Annotated in this window: 15 protein-coding genes and 3 pseudogenes; 11 read left to right on the top strand and 7 right to left on the bottom strand. The window is 72.4% G+C overall.

Going from position 1 to position 18,998, the window contains the following annotated elements; all coding sequences use genetic code 11:
* Positions 1-129 precede the first annotated feature (129 nt).
* Entirely contained in the window at positions 130-1,860 is a 1,731-nt protein-coding gene (locus KIF24_RS21435) for a DEAD/DEAH box helicase (protein ID WP_221085555.1), read from the top strand.
* A gap of 85 nt (positions 1,861-1,945) precedes the next feature.
* Here the strand turns inward: KIF24_RS21435 and KIF24_RS21430 are convergent, their stop codons facing one another.
* Both KIF24_RS21430 and KIF24_RS21425 read right to left on the bottom strand, forming a co-directional pair.
* Positions 1,946-2,179, bottom strand: a complete 234-nt coding sequence (locus KIF24_RS21430) for a DUF7455 domain-containing protein (protein ID WP_221085554.1) — start codon at positions 2,177-2,179, stop codon at positions 1,946-1,948.
* A 245-nt stretch (positions 2,180-2,424) separates the two neighbouring features.
* Complete coding sequence (locus tag KIF24_RS21425; protein ID WP_221085553.1) at positions 2,425-4,023, bottom strand: RNA polymerase sigma factor; 1,599 nt, start codon at positions 4,021-4,023, stop codon at positions 2,425-2,427.
* Between the two features lie 288 nt (positions 4,024-4,311).
* Here KIF24_RS21425 and KIF24_RS21420 point away from each other — a divergent pair, with 288 nt between their 5' ends.
* Positions 4,312-5,133 carry an inositol monophosphatase family protein gene (locus KIF24_RS21420; protein WP_221085552.1) on the top strand — a complete coding sequence of 274 codons (822 nt, stop codon included), beginning with the start codon at positions 4,312-4,314 and terminating at the stop codon, positions 5,131-5,133.
* A gap of 122 nt (positions 5,134-5,255) precedes the next feature.
* Here the strand turns inward: KIF24_RS21420 and KIF24_RS21415 are convergent, their stop codons facing one another.
* Positions 5,256-5,771: a LytR C-terminal domain-containing protein gene (locus KIF24_RS21415; RefSeq protein ID WP_221087480.1), complete on the bottom strand. Its 516-nt coding sequence runs from the start codon at positions 5,769-5,771 to the stop codon at positions 5,256-5,258.
* Between the two features lie 431 nt (positions 5,772-6,202).
* Between KIF24_RS21415 and KIF24_RS21410 the strand changes: the two genes are divergently transcribed.
* A complete protein-coding gene (locus KIF24_RS21410; protein ID WP_137778117.1) occupies positions 6,203-6,499 on the top strand; it encodes a DUF4193 domain-containing protein in 297 nt (98 codons plus the stop codon).
* A gap of 101 nt (positions 6,500-6,600) precedes the next feature.
* A pseudogene (locus KIF24_RS21405) lies at positions 6,601-7,400 on the top strand (hypothetical protein).
* A 31-nt stretch (positions 7,401-7,431) separates the two neighbouring features.
* Here the strand turns inward: KIF24_RS21405 and KIF24_RS21400 are convergent.
* Complete coding sequence (locus KIF24_RS21400) at positions 7,432-7,923, bottom strand: DUF3093 domain-containing protein (protein WP_331461236.1); 492 nt, start codon at positions 7,921-7,923, stop codon at positions 7,432-7,434.
* Between the two features lie 87 nt (positions 7,924-8,010).
* On the opposite strand from KIF24_RS21400, the gene dut reads away from it, so the two are divergent.
* The 4 genes from dut (at position 8,011) to KIF24_RS21380 (ending at position 10,422) form a co-directional block, all read left to right on the top strand.
* Positions 8,011-8,541, top strand: coding sequence for a dUTP diphosphatase (gene dut / locus KIF24_RS21395; protein WP_221085550.1), 531 nt, complete (start codon positions 8,011-8,013; stop codon positions 8,539-8,541).
* Positions 8,538-9,194: a DUF3710 domain-containing protein gene (locus KIF24_RS21390; RefSeq protein WP_221085549.1), complete on the top strand. Its 657-nt coding sequence runs from the start codon at positions 8,538-8,540 to the stop codon at positions 9,192-9,194. Before dut ends, KIF24_RS21390 begins: the two co-directional genes overlap by 4 nt.
* A 128-nt stretch (positions 9,195-9,322) precedes the next feature.
* Positions 9,323-9,703 carry an OB-fold nucleic acid binding domain-containing protein gene (locus KIF24_RS21385; protein ID WP_221085548.1) on the top strand — a complete coding sequence of 127 codons (381 nt, stop codon included), beginning with the start codon at positions 9,323-9,325 and terminating at the stop codon, positions 9,701-9,703.
* On the top strand, positions 9,700-10,422 hold the full coding sequence (locus tag KIF24_RS21380; RefSeq protein ID WP_221085547.1) for a DUF3159 domain-containing protein: 723 nt from the start codon (positions 9,700-9,702) through the stop codon (positions 10,420-10,422). Before KIF24_RS21385 ends, KIF24_RS21380 begins: the two co-directional genes overlap by 4 nt.
* Positions 10,423-10,467: 45 nt before the next feature.
* On the opposite strand, the gene KIF24_RS21375 is transcribed toward KIF24_RS21380, so the two are convergent.
* Both KIF24_RS21375 and KIF24_RS21370 read right to left on the bottom strand, forming a co-directional pair.
* Positions 10,468-11,163 (bottom strand): potassium channel family protein, encoded by a 696-nt coding sequence (locus KIF24_RS21375; protein WP_221085546.1) that lies wholly within the window; start codon positions 11,161-11,163, stop codon positions 10,468-10,470.
* Complete coding sequence (locus KIF24_RS21370) at positions 11,160-11,822, bottom strand: potassium channel family protein (RefSeq protein WP_221085545.1); 663 nt, start codon at positions 11,820-11,822, stop codon at positions 11,160-11,162. Before KIF24_RS21370 ends, KIF24_RS21375 begins: the two co-directional genes overlap by 4 nt.
* Before the next feature lie 152 nt (positions 11,823-11,974).
* Between KIF24_RS21370 and KIF24_RS21365 the strand changes: the two genes are divergently transcribed.
* From KIF24_RS21365 to dxs, 3 genes and pseudogenes are all read left to right on the top strand, one after another.
* Entirely contained in the window at positions 11,975-14,053 is a 2,079-nt protein-coding gene (locus KIF24_RS21365) for an APC family permease (protein WP_221085544.1), read from the top strand.
* Positions 14,050-15,286, top strand: a pseudogene (locus KIF24_RS21360) (class I SAM-dependent RNA methyltransferase). The gene KIF24_RS21365 and the pseudogene KIF24_RS21360 overlap by 4 nt, the downstream one beginning before the upstream one ends.
* Before the next feature lie 154 nt (positions 15,287-15,440).
* Entirely contained in the window at positions 15,441-17,441 is a 2,001-nt protein-coding gene (dxs, locus tag KIF24_RS21355) for a 1-deoxy-D-xylulose-5-phosphate synthase (protein WP_230415818.1), read from the top strand.
* Positions 17,442-17,477: 36 nt separating this feature from the next.
* Here the strand turns inward: dxs and KIF24_RS21350 are convergent.
* A pseudogene (locus KIF24_RS21350) lies at positions 17,478-18,676 on the bottom strand (hypothetical protein).
* Between the last annotated feature and the right edge of the window lie 322 nt (positions 18,677-18,998).

The following is an 18,998-nucleotide window of genomic DNA, read 5'->3' as shown; positions in this document are numbered from 1 at the left end:
TGGTTATGCTGAGTCGGCCTTCGCGGCTCGATGCGCGGAGGCCTTTTCGTGGGGCCGCTACCCGTGCCCCTCGGCCCGGGTCCGCCGGCCTGCGGCCGGGACAACCTGCGGTCGGAGAGGAGCGAACGCGTGGCAGCCCGGACGCCGGCGCTCGAGACGTTTCCGCCCCTGCGCGCCTGGCAGCGCAAGGCCCTGGTGGAGTACCTGCGCCAGCGCAGCGAGGACTTCACCACGGTCGCCACGCCCGGTGCCGGAAAGACCACCTTCGCCCTGCGGATCGCCGCCGAGCTGCTCGCCGACGGCAGCGTGGAGGCGATCACCGTGGTCGCACCGACCGAGCATCTGAAGACCCAGTGGGCCGATTCGGCGGCGCGGGTGGGCATCCAGCTCGACGCCGCCTTCCGCAACGCCGACCTGCACTCCGCGGCCGACTTCCACGGCGCCGTGGTCACCTATGCCCAGGTCGGGATGGCGCCGCAGGTGCACCGGCGGCGCACCATGACCCGACGCACCCTGGTCATCCTCGACGAGATCCACCACGCCGGCGACTCGCGCACCTGGGGTGACGGGGTGAAGGCGGCCTTCGAGCCCGCGGTACGGCGGCTGATGCTGACCGGCACGCCGTTCCGTTCCGACGACAATCCCATCCCGTTCGTCAGCTACGAGCGGGGCGGCGACGGCCTGCTGCGCTCCCGGGCCGACTCGGTGTACGGCTACGGCGAGGCGCTGCGCGAGGGCGTGGTGCGCCCGGTGTTGTTCCTGGCCTACTCGGGGGAGACCCGGTGGCGCACCAACGCCGGGGAGGAACTGGCCGCCCGGCTGGGTGAGCCGATGACGCAGGACCTGGTCGCCCAGGCCTGGCGTACCGCCCTGGACCCGGCCGGTGACTGGATGCCGCAGGTGTTGCGGGCCGCCGACGCCCGGCTGACCGTGCTGCGCGAGGCGGGCATGCCCGACGCGGGTGGGCTGGTCATCGCCAGCGACCAGCAGGCGGCCCGCTCGTACGCCAAGCTCATCGAGAAGGTGACGGGGGAGAAGGCCGCCGTCGTGCTCTCCGACGACGTGGGCGCCTCGGCCCGGATCGCGACGTTCGCGGCGTCCCAACAGCGTTGGCTGGTCGCGGTGCGGATGGTGTCCGAAGGCGTGGACATCCCCCGGCTTGCCGTCGGCGTCTACGCGACCAGCGCCAGCACCCCGCTCTACTTCGCGCAGGCGATCGGGCGGTTCGTCCGGGCTCGGCGACCGGGAGAGACCGCCTCGGTCTTCCTGCCCAGCGTGCCGCACCTGCTGGGGCTGGCCAGCGAGATGGAGACCGAGCGGGATCACGTACTCGGCAAGCCGTCCGACCGGGAGGGCTTCGACGACGACCTGCTGGAGCGGGCGCAGCGCGGCGACCAGGCCAGCGGTGAGCTGGACAAGCGCTTCGCCGCGCTGTCCGCCACCGCCGAGTTGGACCAGGTGATCTTCGACGGGGCTTCCTTCGGCACGGCGGCCCAGGCCGGCACGCCGGAGGAGGAGGAGTTCCTGGGCCTGCCCGGGCTGCTCACCTCGGAACAGGTGGCGGCGCTGCTGTCCAAGCGGCAGGCTGATCAACTCGCCGCCCAGCGCCGCCGGGCGGCCGAGCGGTCGACCGTGCCGGCGGTGCCGTCCGCCGCGCCGCCGGCACCGATGAGCGCCGCGCAGCGCCGGGTGGCACTGCGGCGCCAGCTCAATGCTCTGGTGGCGGCTCGGCACCACCGTACGGGTCAACCGCACGGCAAGATCCACGCCGAGCTGCGCCGGCTCTGCGGCGGCCCGCCGAGCGCCCAGGCCACCATCGAGCAGCTCGAGGAACGCATCGCCACCGTGCAGACCCTCTGAGGCCCGCGGACGTCGCAGGGAACGCAGAAGCCGGCCGGAGACACCCCCAAGGGGTCTCCGGCCGGCTGTCGAGTTGCTGAGCCCCTCAGTTGGCCATCAGGTCAGCGCCGCGCCAGGTGAACTCCGGCTCCGTCGTGTACCGCACGGTGATCTTGACAAGATCCTCCGCGTACTTGTTGGCGTGGTGTCCACAGAACACCAACTCACTGCCACCCGACAGGGTGATCCGGAGCTTGCCGGCGGCATTGCAGCGGTCGCACCGTTCATCGGCGGCCGGGGGGCTCACCGTCTCGGGCGGCGGCGTGAGGGTCGGGGTCATCGCCTTCCTCCTCTGGTCGTCACCGATGAACACTCTCTTCGGTCTTGGTCACCTATCGTGCAACATCCTTGCCGGGCCTCGCCTTCCCTGTGTGCCCGCGGGGGACCGAGGTCACACATGGCACGGACTAGTGTGCCGTGCACCCAGGGTGCCACGTCAACGATCACATTCGTGCAACCACCCGATCACCATCCGGTGTTGCACACCAAGTGACCAAAACGGCACGATCAGTTGACGAATCCTGATCAGTCGAGGTAGTCGCGGAGCACCTGGGACCGGGACGGGTGCCGTAGCTTGGACATCGTCTTGGACTCGATCTGCCGGATGCGCTCACGCGTCACACCGTAGACCTGACCAATCTCGTCCAGCGTACGCGGCTGGCCGTCGGTGAGCCCGAACCGCAGGCGTACCACGCCCGCCTCACGCTCGGACAACGTCTGGAGCACCTGCTGCAACTGGTCCTGGAGCAGGGAGAAGGAGACCGCGTCGACCGCGACGACCGCCTCCGAGTCCTCGATGAAGTCGCCGAGCTGGCTGTCGCCCTCGTCACCGATGGTCTGATCGAGCGAGATGGGCTCCCGGGCGTACTGCTGGATCTCCAGCACCTTCTCCGGTGTGATGTCCATCTCCTTGGCCAGCTCTTCCGGCGTGGGCTCGCGGCCCAGGTCCTGGAGCAGCTCGCGCTGGATCCGGCCCAGCTTGTTGATCACCTCGACCATGTGTACCGGGATGCGGATGGTGCGGGCCTGGTCGGCCATGGCTCGGGTGATGGCCTGGCGGATCCACCAGGTGGCGTAGGTGGAGAATTTGTAGCCCTTGGTGTAGTCGAATTTCTCGACGGCGCGGATGAGGCCGAGGTTGCCTTCCTGGATGAGGTCGAGGAAGGCCATGCCCCGGCCGGTGTACCGCTTGGCAAGGGAGACGACCAGGCGGAGGTTGGCCTCCAGCAGGTGGTTCTTGGCGCGTTCGCCGTCCCGGGAGATCCAGAGCAGGTCGCGCTGCATCTCCCGGACGAGCTTCTCCTCGCCCTCGTCGGCCGCCCGCAGCCGCTCGGCGGCGTAGAGCCCGGCCTCGATCCGCTTGGCCAGCTCCACCTCCTGCTCGGCGTTGAGCAGCGGAACCTTGCCGATCTGCTTGAGGTACGCGCGGACCGAGTCCGCCGAGGCGGTCAGCTCGGCGTCCCGACGCGCCTGCTTGAGCGCCTCGGACTCCTCGTCGTCCCATTCGAAGTCGTTGTCGGTGGCGGAACTCGCCGCGTCGGCCTCGGCGGCCTGGGTCAGCTCGGCGGGTTCCTCGACCACCACGTCCTCGATCTCGGCGGCGAGTTCCTCCGGATTCACCCCGCCCGCAGCGGCCTCACCGGTGGCCTTGGCGGGCGTCGCGGTGCCGGTCGCGGCGGCCACCGTGGCCTTGGTGGCTCGGGTGGACTTCTTGGCCGGGGCGGCGGCCTTGGCGGCCACCTCCGCGGTGGGTCCGGTGGCCTTGCGCGAGGTCGCCTTGCGCGGTGCCGGTGCCGGTGCCTCCTCGGCCGTGGGCGCCTGCGTCGGGGCCGGCGGCGCCGCCTTCTTGGTCGTCTTGGCGGTGGTGGCCCGGGACGCGGGGGTCGCGGAACGCGCGGCGGCCACCCGCCGGCGGGTGCTGGCCGAGCCGTCGACCACGACGGTCACGCCGGCATCGGAAAGCGCCCGCAAGATCTTCTTGGCCTGGGCCGGAGTCACCTCGGCGGACTCGACGGTACGCGCGAGCTGGGCCGACGTGAGCTGGCCGCCGGCGCTCTGCGCATGGGCGATCAGGGTGTCGGTGAGCGAGCGAACGTCGGCGCCGGTCTGGCGGGGTTCTGTCACGAATGACCTTCCGGAGGCGAAGAGCGAGCACGGCCGGGATCGTCCGACGCAGCGTGGGGCACCGTGTCGGACGATGTGGTTGAGGAACCCCCGTGTCCCGGGCCGTCCGGTCATCTGGCGGTCCGTGGCGCGTGGGCAGGGGTGAATTGTAACGCCGTCTGCGGCGATCATCCTGCGCCGCACGGCTGATCGGCGGTCGGGACCGCCGATTCGGTGCGCTTTTGGACTTTGTAAGGATGATACTCGCGCGGAACCCGGATACCCGGCCGTGCGGGAAGGGGACCGATGATGGAACGCTCGGCGCCACCGCCACAGCAGCTACTGGAGATCGCGATCGAGGTGGCGCGGGGCGCGGCGGCGACCGCGTACCGGATGCGGGCCGAGGGCGTCTCGGTCGCGGCGACCAAGAGCACCGTCACCGATGTGGTGACCGCCGCCGATCGGGTGGTGGAGCGCCAGATCACCGACGAACTGCGCCGGCTGCGGCCGGACGACGCCGTGTTGGGCGAGGAGTACGGCACGGCGGCCCGGGACGTCGAGGCGCCGGCGCGGGTGCGGTGGATCGTGGACCCGATCGACGGCACCGTCAACTACCTGTACGGGCTGGCGCACTGCGGGGTGTCGATCGCCGCGGAGGTGGGCGGCGAGGTCACGGCGGGCGTGGTGCGCAACATCCACACCGGCGAGGAGTGGACCGCGACCGCCGGTGGTGGGGCCTGGCGCGAGGGCAGGCGGCTGCGGTGCTCGACCGAGACGGAGCTGGGCCAGGCACTTGTGGTCACCGGGTTCGGCTACGACGCGGCTCGCCGCGCCCACCAGGCCCGGGTGCTGACCGACCTCATCCCGCACGTACGCGACATCCGCCGGCTCGGTGCCGCCGCCGTCGACCTCTGCATCGTCGCCGAGGGGCGGGCCGACGCCTACTACGAGAAGGGCCTGGCCGCCTGGGACCAGGCCGCCGGCGCGCTGGTGGCCACCGAGGCCGGCCTGCAGGTCGGTGGGCTCAAGGGGCTCGCCCCCGGACCGGACATGGTCATCGCCGCTCCGCCGGCGTTGTTCGCCCCGCTGCACGACCGCCTGGCCGCGCTGGACGCCTCCGGCGGACCCTGACCGCCGCTCCGCCGCTGCCCTGGCCGGCCGGCCCGGGCAGCAGGTCGCCGATCAGCCGCCGGCCTGGGCCGCCCGGGCGCTGTCGGTGAGACCCGTCGAAATCGGACACGGCGCCCGACCGGTCAGCTGTCGACCGGCATCGGGCAGGAACCCGGCGGGGCGACCGGGGCGCCCAGGTCGCCGAGCGACTGGTTGACCTCGGTGGTCGTGGCGAGCTGCTGGAAGCTGTTGCCCAGCACGACGTCGACGACGTCGTCCTCACGCTTGGGGTCGTAGACGTACTCGGCGTTGTCGAGGAAGTACGCCCGCAGCAGGTGCGCCGAGCCGACCCCCTTCGGGCCGTAGCGCAGCTCCGCCACATCGTCGATCTGCTTCTTCTCGGTGGCTTCCTTCTTCACCTGGAAGTCCCGGTTGCGGAAGTTGTCGCCGACGCTGGCCGCCAGCCCGGGCCGGTCGGTGGCGTTCAGCACGTTGATCTTGACTTCCTTGGACTCGCGCAGGTTCACGTCGGCGCGCGGCCAGTCCTCCGGGCAGGCATCGGCCATGCCGGCGGTACCCTGGGTGTCCCTGACCAGGGCGACGACCACGAAGATCAGGGCGACCACCGCCAGCATGCCGACGACAACGAGTGCTCGCACTCGCGCAAAGCTCATCAGGGCGCTCCCGGGCAATGATGGGTGGCGGCGGCCGCCGGCGGTCGGGCCGTCCCGCCGGCCGTCGGGTACGCCGCTGAGGTTAACGGGTGTCCGGCCGTCGCGTGGAAACAGTCCGACATGCCGGCGCGCCATCCGGGAACCGGGTAGTACTACCCCTATCTTCGTGTCGCCTGAGTCACATTGGGAACAACTTCCCGTGCAGGGGCGTACATCTCAGCCACGAGGGCGGTATACATGCCTCGCCCAAAGGGGGGGTAGGTTCCGCGCTCGCCGGGGAGATCCTCTGGCGGTCTGGTCCGAGCGGTCGTCGGGTCAGGTGGCCGACACAAGCGGTGGCCGGCCAGCGGAACCGAAACAGCGTCGTCCGGCGTTACAACCGGAAGCGACAACATCGAAATGGGAGAGTGAAACCGATGGCCACCGACTACGACGCCCCGCGCCGCGACGAGGTCGACCTCGGCGAGGACAGCCTGGAAGAGCTCAAGGCACGGCGCGTCGACTCGCAGTCGGGCGCCGTGGACGTCGACGAGGCCGAAGTGGCTGAGAGCTTCGAGCTGCCCGGCGCCGACCTTGCCGACGAAGAGCTGACGGTCAAGGTGCTTCCGATGCAGCAGGACGAGTTCCGTTGCGCCCGTTGCTTCCTGGTGCACCATCGCAGCCAGTTGGCGATCGAGCGGAACGGCGAGCTGATCTGCCGCGAGTGCGTCTGACCGACGGAAGACGGAACCAACACAGCGGCGGCTCCCGAGCGGAGCCGCCGCTGCCCGGCTCGGCGAGCGCCGCGCCGCCCAACCTGGTTGACTCGTGAGGCATGAGCGAGCGGGAGCGGAGCGAGCGGGCCGCCGATGGTGAGCTGGGCGCGACGGTCGCCGCGCTGACCGACGACGAGATCGAGCCGGCGAGACGACGCCAGTTGCTGCGTCGGCTGGTCGGTCAGGTCCGTGGCCGGGGGGTCGGCGACCTGTTCAAGCCGAAGGCGGCGCTGCGCTGGATGGTCGACATGGTCGCCGAGATCGCCCCGCATGTGCCGATCCGGGATCTGGCCACCCTGCGCCGGCACTTCCCCGGGCTCGACGACGAGGAGCTGGCCGACCGGCTGGTGCGCAACGCCTCCCGGGCGACGGCGGGGTCGGCGCGGCCGGGGGCGGCGCCTCGGCGGTGCAGTGGACGGTCACCCCGAGCCTGCTGTCGGCGCCGGTCCTGCTCGCCGCCGAGACGGTTGCCGTGGTGGCGGTCGAGCTGAAACTGACCGGCGAACTGCACGAGGTCTACCGCGTACCGCTGCCGGCCGGCGGCACCCAGCGAACGGTCGCCCTGGTGCAGGCCTGGGCCAACCAGCGTGGGGTGAACCCGATGATGCCCGGTGTGGGGGTGGGCGCGGTGCTGGGCACGGCCGCCCGTCACGAGCTGCGAGACACCCTACTCAAGCGCTTCGGCCGCAACCTGACCACGCTGGGCCCCTTCCTCACCGGCGCCGCGGTGGCGAGCTACCTGAACCGCCGGGCCACCCGGACGCTGGCCGACCAACTCCGCACCGACCTGCGCCGGCACCGGCGCGGTCTGCCTGGCGGGCCGCCGCCCGCCCCGCCTGCCCTGCCCGGGGCCTCCTGACCGCGGCTCCGCGGGGGCACTGCGGGTTCGGTCAGTTTGCCGCGTCCCGGGCGGCCAGCAGGGCGTCGGCCAGCTCGACCGGGTGGCGGGTGCTGACCACCCAGAACGGGGTGGGGTCGGCCGGGTCGTCGAGGACCACCTGGACGGCCCCCGCGATCCATGGTCGCTGAACGACGAACGCCAGCGGATCCGCTCCGACGCCGAGCGCCTCACGCCGCCCGGCGGCGTCCAGCGGGATGACGTCGGCGACGAAGCGCACCGGCAGTCGGGCGTCGTCGACCCGCAACTCGCCGTCGGTCACCACGACCCGGATCCGACCCAGCCAGGCCAGCGCGGCGACGGCGGCGGGCAGCAGCACCGCGAACGGCAACCAGGCCCGCACCCCGGTGCCACCCATCCAGATCTCCACGGCGAGCAGGGCGGCGGTGGCGAGCCCGGCGAGCCACCACCACCAGGGCAGACGCAGCCGTTCGGCGTACGCCGGGCGCGCCGCGGTGGACGAAGGAGACCGTGACTGGCTCACTCGTGCCAGGGTACGGCGCGGCGTCGCCCGGGTACCGGGCAGGATGACAGGGGTCATCCCCAGCGGAATGGACGAAAGAGGGAAACCGTGACCGATATGGTGCCCGTGCCGGTCCGACGGCTCGACCCCGAGCTGCCGGTGCCGGCGTACGCCCATCCCGGTGACGCCGGTGCCGACCTGGTGGCGGCCACCGACGTGGAGCTGCCGCCCGGCGGCCGGGCGCTGGTGCCGACCGGCGTGGCGATCGCCCTGCCCGAGGGATATGTGGGCCTGGTCCATCCCCGATCGGGGCTCGCGGCCAGACTCGGCGTGACGGTGCTCAACGCGCCCGGTACGGTCGACGCCGGCTACCGGGGTGAGATCCTGGTCAACCTGATCAACCATGATCGGGCCGTGCCGGTGAAGATCTCCCGGGGGGACCGGATCGCGCAGCTCGTCGTGCAGCGGGTGGAACGGGCGGTCTTCCAGCCGGTGGCCGAGCTGCCCGCGTCCGGACGCGGGACCGGCGGGCACGGCTCCACGGGCGGGCACGCCGGGCTGGTGCCGCCGGCGGCGACGGACGGCGCGGACGGAAGCGAGGGCACCGTGAGTGCGAACAGCGGAGGGTGGACGCAGTGATCTTCTCCCGAAAGCGGGCCGCGGGACGGCACGCCCCTGACGAGCAGGTCGCCGAGGTGCCCGAGGGCGTCGAGCCGGCGCCGGCGCGCGGGCCGTACGACGTGACCGAGGCGCCCGACGGGGTGCAGCGGCTCGACCTGGGCAGCCTGCAGATCCCGGCGGTACCCGATGTCGAGGTGCGGGTGCAGGCCGACCCGCAGGGGGTGGTTCAGCAGGTCGTGCTGGTGCACGGGCAGAGCGCCCTGCAACTCGGCGTCTTCGCCGCCCCACGGTCCGAGGGGATCTGGGGCGAGGTGCGCGAGGAGATCCGCCAGTCGCTGTTCGCCGACGGGGCCACCGTGGAGGAGGTCGCCGGCGAGTACGGCACGGAGCTGCACGCCCGGGTGCGTACCGACGACGGCCCGACCGACCTGCGGTTCGTCGGGATCGACGGGCCGCGCTGGATGGTCCGCGCGGTGTACCAGGGTGAGGCGGCCACCAGGCCGGCGGCGGCCGGCCCGCTGGCCCACTGCCTGGACGGGCTGGTCGTCGACCGGGGGGTGGAGGCCAAGCCGGTGCGTGAGCCCCTGCCGCTGCGGCTGCCGCGTGAGGCAGGCGAGGCGGCCGCACAGGCCGGGCAGGCGGATGCCGCCTCGGCGCCCGGCGCCCGCTGAGACGAGGATTTCCGGGTGCGCCGGGACCGCCCCGCCCGGCGTACCCTGGCGGGAACCGTTCCGGCGTCGCCGGAGCACGGCGGGTGCCGGTGCCAGCCGGCCGGCGTGGAGAGGGTGGCGCGGAGGTCATGACCGCCGACGAGGGTCGGGGTTCGCTGCGACGGATGCTGCGACGGCTAACCGCGAGCGAGGCCGAGATCGAGGCACAGCAGTTGCAGCAGGAGAGCGCCCGCTGCGGTGCGGTGCCGATGTTGCAGTGCGCGCGCGGGCAGGTGGTCTCGGTCAGCGGCCGACTGCGTACCGTCGTCTACACCCCGCGGACCAACCAGCCGGCGCTGGAAGCGGATCTCTATGACGGCAGTGACGTCGTGACACTGGTCTGGCTCGGCCGGCGGCACATCGCCGGCGTCGAACCGGGGCGGCACCTGACCGCCCGGGGAAGGATCGCGGTGCGCGACGACCGTAAAGTGATCTACAACCCGTACTACGAGCTGGAAGGCGGGCGATGACCACGGGACAGCATCCGGCCGCCCAGCCGGAGAGCGGGCCGGCGGACGAGGAGCGACTGCCCACCGTCGCCGAGCAGATGGCCGACCAGCTCGGCGGCTGGCGAGGGCTGGTCGAGTCCAGCATCCCGGTGGTGGTCTTCGTGATCGCCAACATCCTCGGCGAGCTGCGGCCCGCGGTGATCGCTTCGGTGGCGGTGGCGGTGCTGATCGGCGGGTTGCGACTGGCGCAACGCCGGCCGGTGCGGCACGCGGTCAACGGCCTGTTCGGCATCGCGATCGGCGCCGCCATCGCCTGGCGTACCGGCGACGCGCGCGACTTCTACCTCCCCGGGATCCTTTACGGCATCGGCTACGGGGTGGCGCTGCTGGTCTCGGCGGCGATCCGACAGCCGCTGGTCGGCTGGATCTGGTCGGTGCTGGTGGCCAGGGGCAGTGCCGTGTGGCGCGACGATCCCAAGCTGGTCCGCACCTTCACGAGACTGACCGTGCTGTGGGGTGTGGTGTGGCTGGCGAAGGTGGGCGTGCAGGCCGCGATCTACCTGGCTGCCCGCCGGTTCGACCAGCTCGGTGACGAGGCGGCGGCCGCGGACATGGAGACCGCACTCGGGATCGCCCGGCTGGCCCTGGGCTACCCGCCCTACGTGCTGCTGCTGCTGATCACGGTCTGGGCGGTGCGGCGGGTGACCCGCGAGCCCGGCATGGCCCCGCTGGCGAGCTGAGCCACCCCGGCCGCGGCCGGATGCCGGCGCCGACCACCCGGAACGCTAGCGCGACTCCCGGGTGCGCTCGACGCTGTCCGGGCCGAGCACCACCGCCCGGACCGCGTCCTCGACCTCGGCGGTGCAGACGAAGACCAGCTCGTCGCCGGCCTCGATCGGGTCGTCCGGGCTGGGCACCAGCACCCGCTTGCCGCGCAGGATCGCCACCAGCGCGGCGTCCCGGGGCAGCGGGATCTCCCGCAGTGCGTGCCCGACGTACGGGGCGGTCGGCGGCAACGTGATCTCGACCAGGTTGGCCTCGCCCTGCCGGAAGGTCATCAGGCGGACCAGGTCACCGACCGTCACCGCCTCCTCGACCAGCGCGGCCATCACCCGAGGCTTGCTGACCGCCACGTCCACGCCCCACTGCTCGGTGAACAGCCACTCGTTCTCGGCCCGGTTGACCCGGGCGACCACCCGCGCCACCGCGAACTCGGTCTTGGCCAGCAGCGAGACCACGAGGTTGACCTTGTCGTCGCCGGTGGCCGCGACCACCACGTCGCAGCGGGCCAGGTCGGCCTCGTCCAGGCTGGCCAGCTCGCAGGCGTCGGCCAGCACCCACTCCGCGTCCGGCACCCGGTCCGGCCGCAGCATCCGTGGCTGCCGCTCGATGAGCATCACCTGGTGGCCGTTCTCGATCAGCTCCTGGGCGATGGAGCGACCCACGTTGCCGGCGCCGGCAATGGCGACTCGCACGATCACTGCCCTCCTTCCGGCGCCGCTGCCACCGAGGTGACCGTGTTCACCATGTCGTCGGTGACCAGCATGAAGACCTGGTCGCCCTCCTGCAGGATGCTGGAGCGGGCCGGCAGCGTGCCGATACCGAAGCGGATCAGGTACGCCACCCGGGCCCCGGTCGCCTCCTCCAGCTCCCGCACCGGGTGGCCGATCCAGTCCTTGTGCACGGGCACCTCGACGATCGAGACGGTGCTCGTCGGGTCGCGGAAGATCTCCACGTTGCCCTCGGGCAGCAGGTGCCGCAGCATCCGGTCGGCCGTCCACCGGACGGTGGCCACGGTGGGGATGCCCAGCCGCTCGTAGACCTGCGCGCGGCGCTGGTCGTAGATGCGGGCCGCCACCCGGGAGACGCCGAACGTCTCGCGGGCCAGCCGAGCCGAGATGATGTTGGAGTTGTCGCCGCTGGAGACGGCGGCGAAGGCGTCCGCCCGTTCGATGCCGGCCTGACGCAGCACGTCGCCGTCGAAACCGGCTCCGGTGACCGTGGTCCCGGCGAAGTCGGGCCTCAGCCGGCGGAACGAGTCGGCGTCCTGGTCGATGACCGCCACCGAGTGCCCCCGGGACTCCAGGTTGTGGGCCAGGGTCGAGCCGACCCGGCCGCATCCCATGATCACGACATGCACGCTGCCTCCCACGGTGCCTACCGCTGCGCCTCGTCGCCTGCGAGCCTGCCACGTCGGGACGGCGGACGGGGACCGACGGTACTCCGGCGGCTCATCCGCCCGCAGCCGGCCACCCCCCGCGAGCACCGGAGGTGGTCGTACGCTTGGCCGTTGTGGCCCGATCCACCTCCCTGCTGAAGCGGTTGCTCGTCGGTCGACCGTTCCGGTCCGACCGGCTCAAGCACACCCTCCTCCCGAAGCGCATCGCCCTGCCCGTCTTCGCCTCGGACGCCCTGTCCAGCGTGGCGTACGCGCCGGACGAGATCCTGCTGATGCTCTCCATCGCGGGCGCCTCGACCTTCGTCTTCTCGCCGTGGGTCGCCCTCGGGGTGGTCGTGGTGATGCTCACCGTGGTGGCCAGCTATCGGCAGAACGTGCACGCCTACCCCTCCGGGGGCGGCGACTACGAGGTGGCGACGGTGAACCTCGGCCGGCGCGCCGGGGTGGGGGTGGCCAGCGCGTTGCTTGTCGACTACGTGCTGACGGTCGCCGTGTCCGTCTCCTCCGGGGTGGCCAACCTCGGCTCGGTCCTCCCCTTCGTGGCGACCCACAAGGTGCTCGTCGCCGTCACCGCCGTGGTGCTGCTGGCCGCGGTGAACCTGCGTGGCCTGAGGGAGTCGGGCACCGCGTTCGCGATCCCGACGTACGGCTTCGTCATCGTCATCGTCGGCATGATCCTCACCGGGCTGGTCCGGATCGTCGTGCTCGGGGAGGACCTGCGGGCGCCCAGCGCCGGCCTGGTCATCGCCGCCGAGTGGCACGACACGACCGGCTGGGCGATGGCGTTCCTGCTGCTGCGCAGCTTCTCCTCCGGCTGTGCCGCGCTCACCGGCGTGGAGGCGATCTCCAACGGGGTGCCGGCGTTCAGGGCGCCCAAGAGCCGCAACGCCGCCACCACCCTGCTGATGCTCGGCCTCGTCGCGGTGACCATGCTGGTCGGCATCATCTGGCTGGCCCGGCTCACCGGGTTGCAGTTCGTCGAGAACCCGGGCCTGCAGATCGTCGCCGGCCCCGACGGGTACGTGCAGAAGACCGTCACCGCCCAACTCGGTGAGACGATCTTCGGCGCCGGCTCGGTGCTGTTGTTCGTGGTCGTCGGGGTGACCGCCACGATCCTCTTCGTGGCCGCCAACACGGCCTTCACCGGCTTCCCGGTCCTCGGCTCGATCCTCGCCCAGGATCGCTACCTGCCCCGGCAGTTGCACACCCGGGGCGATCGGCTGGCCTTCTCCAACGGCATTCTCTTCCTGGCCAGCTTCGCGATCGTGCTGATCATCGGCTTCCAGGCCGAGGTGACGAAGCTCATCCAGCTCTACATCGTGGGCGTCTTCGTGTCGTTCACCCTGTCCCAGGCGGGGATGATCCGGCACTGGAACCGGCTGCTGCCCAACGAGCGGGACCCGCTGGTGCGTCGCCGGATGCTCCGTAGCCGGGCCATCAACACCTTCGGCATGGCGATGACCGGCACGGTCCTGGTCATCGTGCTGATCACCAAGTTCCTGCTCGGCGCGTGGATCGCCATCGTCGCGATGGGTCTGATCTACGTGCTGATGCTGGCCATCCGCCGGCACTACGACCGGGTGGCCGTCGAGCTGACCCCGGACGACGACGGTCGGCCGGTGCTGCCGGCCCGCAACCACGCGATCGTGCTGGTCAGCAAGCTGCACCAGCCGACGCTGCGGGCGGTGGCGTACGCCCAGGCCACCCGGCCGGACACCATCACCGCGGTGACCGTCAACGTGGACGATCACGACACCCGGCAGTTGCAGGCCGACTGGGAACGCCGGGACGTGCCGATCCCGCTCACCGTGATCGACTCGCCGTACCGGGAGATCACCCGCCCGATCCTGAACTACGTGGCCGGTGTCCGCCGCGACTCACCGCGCGACGTGGTGACCGTCTTCATCCCCGAGTACGTGGTCGGACGCTGGTGGGAGAACCTGCTGCACAACCAGAGCGCGCTACGGCTGAAGGGCCGGCTGCTGTTCGAGCCCGGGGTGATGGTGACCAGCGTGCCGTGGCAGCTCGCCTCGACCGCCGGCAAGGACCTCGACCGGATGGACGCCACGCTCACCCGGGGGCCGGTCCGGGGTCCCCGGGTGGCCCAGCGCAGCACCCTGCCGCCGGCCGTCCCCCCGGTGGACTCCGCACCGCTCGGCGAGAACCAGGCACCGAGCGGGGAACCGCGGTGACCGGGAGCACCGCGGGCGGTGGGTTGACGGAGGCCGAGCGGGTCGAACTGACCGTGGCGGCGATCGCCCCCGGCGGGCACTGCGTGGCCCGGGTGGACGGCCAGGTGGTCTTCGTCCGGCACGCCCTGCCCGGCGAGCGGGTGCTGGCCGAGGTGACCGAGGTGCACCGGGGCTACGTCCGGGCCGACGCGGTCAGCGTGCTGGAGCCCGCCCCGGATCGGGTGACACCGCCCTGCCCGTACGCCCGGCCGGGTCTCTGCGGCGGCTGCGACCTGCAACACGTCGCGCCGGATGCGCAGCTGAGCTGGAAGGCCGGCGTCGTCCGCGAGCAACTTACCCGCCTCGGCGGCCTGACCGACGCCCAGTGCGACGCGCTGGGCGTCCGGGCAGGCGCTGCCGGGCGGACCACTCGGCTGGCGCTCCCGGGTTCGGTACGCGGTGGACGCGGCGGGCCGCGCCGGGCTGCTCAAGCACCGCTCGCACGAGGTGGTGCCGGTCGACCGGTGTCTGATCGCCCACCCGGCCATCCAGGACCTGCCGATCCTGACCTCCGCCGGAGCGGACTGGCCGGACGCCGACGCGGTGGAGGCCGTCGCCTCCTCCGGTGGAGACGTGGCGGTGACCGCCCTGGCCGGCGGGCGGGACGCCGTGGTGAGTGGCCCGGACCGGGTCCGCGAACGGGCCGCCGGCCGGGAGTGGTCGCTGCCCGCCTCGTCCTTCTGGCAGGTCCATCCCAACGCGCCGGACGCGCTCGTCGGGGCGGTGCTGGAGCTGACCGGCCCGCGGCCGGGGGAGACGGCCTGGGATCTCTACGGCGGGGCGGGCCTGTTCGCCGCCGCGCTGGCCGGCCGGGTCGGCGCGGCCGGCCGGGTCACCCTGGTCGAGGCGGCCGGTGACGGCGTTGCGGCGGCCCGGGAGAACCTGCGCGACCTGCCCACCGTCGAGGTGGTGGCGGCCCGGGTGGAGACCGCCCTGGCCCGTCGCCGGATCACCGGGCCGGTCGACGTGGTGGTGCTCGACCCGCCCCGGTCGGGGGCCGGCGCGCGGGTGGTGCGCGAGGTGGTCGCCGCCGGGCCGCGTGCCGTGGCGTACGTGGCCTGCGACCCGGCCGCCTTCGCCCGGGACGTGCGGGTCTTCGCCGGCCTGGGCTGGCGGCTGGAGACGCTGCGCGGCTACGACCTGTTCCCGATGACGCAGCACGTGGAACTGGTCGGGCTGCTGCTGCCGGGCTGACTCGGCGCGGCGGGTCGGGCCGGCTGCCGGGGCCGGGCGGGTTCCCGGGAACGGTCGCCACGCCGCCCGCGGGTGGGGGGCTGACCCGACGCTCAGCCCGGAAGCTCGTTCACCCGGGCTGCGTGCTGCGCGAGGGCCGATAGACTCTGCGGTCATGAGTGTTGAAGAGGACACGGCCAACCACGGCCGACTGCTGGCCACGGTGCACGGTCCCCAGGACGTCAAGCGCATGTCGGCCACCGAGCTGGACATCCTCGCCGCCGAGATCCGCGACTTCCTGATCGCCAAGGTGTCGCGTACCGGCGGGCACATCGGCCCGAACCTGGGCGTGGTGGAGCTCACCCTCGCCCTGCACCGGGTCTTCGATTCTCCCCGTGACCGGCTGCTCTTCGACACCGGTCACCAGGCGTACGTCCACAAGATCGTCACCGGTCGCCAGGAGGGCTTCGACCAGCTGCGCCAGCGTGGCGGGCTCTCCGGCTATCCCAGCCAGGCCGAGAGTGAACACGACCTCATCGAGAACTCGCACGCCTCGACCGCCCTGTCGTACGCCGACGGGCTGGCCAAGGCGTACGCGCTGCGCGGCGAGTCGCGCACCGTCGTCGCCGTGGTGGGCGACGGGGCGCTGACCGGCGGCATGTGCTGGGAGGCGTTGAACAACATCGCCGCCACCGACAACCCCCTGGTCATCGTGGTCAACGACAACGGTCGGTCATACGCGCCGACCATCGGCGGTCTCGCCCACCACCTCTCCACCCTGCGGCTCAACCCCGGCTACGAGAAGGTCCTGGACGCCGTCAAGGACGCCCTCGGCTCGACCCCGCTGGTCGGCAAGCCGATGTACGAGGTGCTGCACGCGGTCAAGAAGGGCATCAAGGACGCGGTCGCCCCGCAGGCGATGTTCGAGGACCTCGGCATCAAGTACGTCGGCCCGGTCGACGGGCACGACGTCGCCGCCGTCGAGACGGCGCTGCGGGCGGCGAAGAACTTCGGCGGCCCGGTCATCGTGCACGCGGTCACCCGCAAGGGCTACGGCTACCGCCCCGCCGAGGAGGACGAGGCGGACTGCTTCCACGGCCCGGGTGCCTTCGACATCGCCACCGGCAAGGCCACCGCCGCGCCCGTGGTGAAGTGGACCCACGTCTTCGCCGACGAGCTGGTCGCGATCGCCGACGAGCGGCCCGACGTGGTCGGCATCACCGCCGCGATGGCCGAGCCGACCGGCATCGCGAAGCTGGCCCGCAAGTATCCGGAGCGCACCTACGACGTGGGCATCGCCGAGCAGCACGCGGCCACCTCTGCCGCCGGGCTGGCGCTCGGCGGGCTGCATCCGGTGGTGGCGGTCTACGCCACCTTCCTCAACCGGGCCTTCGACCAGGTCCTACTGGACGTGGCGATGCACCGGCTGCCGGTCACGTTCGTGCTGGACCGGGCCGGCATCACCGGCCCCGACGGGCCGAGCCACTACGGCATCTGGGACATGTCGGTCTTCGGGGTGGTGCCCGGCCTGCGGATCGCGGCGCCGCGCGACACCGCCACCCTGCGGGAGGAACTGCGCGAGGCGGTCGCCGTCGACGACGGCCCGACGGTGGTGCGCTTCCCCACCGGTACGGTCGCCGCCGACCTGCCGGCCGTGCGCCGGGTCGGCACCGTCGACGTACTGGCGGAGTCGGCGCGTACCGACGTGCTGCTGGTCGCGGTGGGTGCCTTCGGCCAGCTGGGCATGGAGGTCGGCGCCCGGGTGGCCGAGCAGGGCTACGGGGTCACCGTGGTCGACCCGCGCTGGGTCCGCCCGGTCCCGGCGGAACTGGTGGAGCTGGCCGCCGAGCACCGCCTCGTGGTCACCGTCGAGGACGGCGTCCGGGTCGGCGGGGTCGGCGACGCTCTCGCCCAGGCCATGCGTGACGCCGGCGTCGGGGTGCCGCTGCGCGACCTGGGCGTGCCGGCCGACTGGCACCCGCACGGCTCCCGCGGCCAGATCCTGGCCGACCTCGGCCTGACCGCGCAGGACGTGGCCCGCGACGTCACCGGCTGGATCTCCCGCCTGGACACCGACCCCGTCGAACCCCCACCTGACCCCCAACACCCCCACCTCCCGCTAACAGTGGGCCGATCATGCAGTTGTGGCACCTCACAAAGGCCGCGAAACCACTGATTTCCGGTGCCACAACTGCATGATCGCGGGAGCGGGTCAGCGGCGGGAGGAGCCGGCGGAGCGGTAGTGGGTCTTCTCGTCGGCGGCGAGGCTGAAGGTCTCGCGGCGCTCGGGGAGGGGCGCCACCACCAGGCCGGGACGATCGACCAGACGGGTCGTGTTCGGCGGCACCGACAAGGTGGTGTCCTTGGTGGAGCGCCAGCTCAGCACGACCAGCGGCCGGCCCGGCACCGGCAGCTCGTAGACCTGAAGCGGGTTGGTCCGGTCGGCCGGGGAGAGCACCACCGGGCCCTTGTCGGCGGGTCGGTAGACGACGGCACTCATCGTGCCGTCGGCGCTCTCCCAGCTGAGCTGCTCCAGCTCGGCGGGCGCGCCGCCGCCGAGGGCCAGTTCGCCGAGCGTACGCACCGCCAGCTTCGCCTTCGGCCAGGACGCCGGCACGGACTGCGGGACGTCCCGGTCACCGATGCGCCGGGAGATGCTGCCGAACGGTGCGTCCTCGCCGGCCAGCTGGCAGGTGTCCAGATCGGTCAGCGCCCGCCGGCCGGAGCCGCTCTCGTCGCGGACCAGCGGATAGCGGGGGCCGGCGGTGCCGGTGCCGAGATCGAGCAGCCGGTCGGCGGCACGGCCCCGGGCAGCGACTCGGTGGACCGCAGGGCGGCCGTCACCGTCACCGCCCGGCACCGCGGCACGTCGACGGGTTCGGTCAGGCCGTCGGTGCCGGAGACCGTGCGGCCGTTCGGTCCGACCAGGCGCCGGACCCGCTCCGAGGTGAGGTACCGCCGCCCGTCGGAGGTCTGCACCGGCAGCACGTCGGAGTAGACGAGGTAGCCGGGGTCGGTGTACTCGGTGGCATGGCTGACCACGTACCGGTCGCCGTCGCCGGTGAGCTGGAGCAGCCAGGAGGCGGCCTCGCCGGGTACCGAGGCGGCGACCAGGGCCAGCGGGGCGCCGTCGACCTCGCCGGAGAAGAGGATGCCGGATGTGGGCACGTGCACCCGGTCGTCCACCGGTGTGCGCCAGTCCCGAACCGCCTCGGTCACCGCGGCGGTCGCCGCGGCGTCCTCGGCCAGCGAGCCGCGCGGCGGCCACACGGTCAACGAGCCGTCCATGCTGTCGTAGCCGACCCGCAGATCCTGCGGCTGCCGCTCGGTGACCGGCCCGCAGGCGGTGGCGGCGACCAGCAGAGCCGACAGGCCGACGGCCGTCAAGCCGCGCCAGCGGACTGGAGCCAACTCTCACGCCCCCGATCGATCGCATCGCCTCGTCCTGTCGGAGGGCAATAGTACGAGACGTCTCGTCGATGGCCGGCGCCGCCTTACGCTGCGTCGCGCGCGGTGCACACCGGCCACAGGGGACATCCGTTCGACTTTGGGGCGTATCCCTACTCGGGTAGACTCCGCCGACTGTGACGCCTGCTGAGACCCGCGCCGCCGCGCCGCCGCAATCCGCTGACGTCGCCGACTCGCCGTCCGAGGTCGTCACGCTGGGTGAGCGTGCGGGCAGCTCGGTCCCGGCGAGCGAGGCCGCGGCTGCCACCGCCGCAGCCCCGCCCAC

The sequence above is a fragment of the Micromonospora tarapacensis genome (genome assembly GCF_019697375.1).
Lineage (GTDB): Bacteria > Actinomycetota > Actinomycetes > Mycobacteriales > Micromonosporaceae > Micromonospora > Micromonospora tarapacensis.
This window is presented reverse-complemented; position numbering and strand designations above follow the sequence as displayed.

Bases quoted from the DNA above. Each gene is read 5' to 3' on its own strand.
- KIF24_RS21430 (WP_221085554.1), bottom strand. From the start codon at position 2,179: ATGACCCCGACCCTCACGCCGCCGCCCGAGACGGTGAGCCCCCCGGCC.
- KIF24_RS21420 (WP_221085552.1), top strand. From the start codon at position 4,312: ATGGAACGCTCGGCGCCACCGCCACAGCAGCTACTGGAGATCGCGATC.
- KIF24_RS21410 (WP_137778117.1), top strand. From the start codon at position 6,203: ATGGCCACCGACTACGACGCCCCGCGCCGCGACGAGGTCGACCTCGGC.
- KIF24_RS21385 (WP_221085548.1), top strand. From the start codon at position 9,323: ATGACCGCCGACGAGGGTCGGGGTTCGCTGCGACGGATGCTGCGACGG.
- KIF24_RS21380 (WP_221085547.1), top strand. From the start codon at position 9,700: ATGACCACGGGACAGCATCCGGCCGCCCAGCCGGAGAGCGGGCCGGCG.
- dxs (WP_230415818.1), top strand. From the start codon at position 15,441: ATGAGTGTTGAAGAGGACACGGCCAACCACGGCCGACTGCTGGCCACG.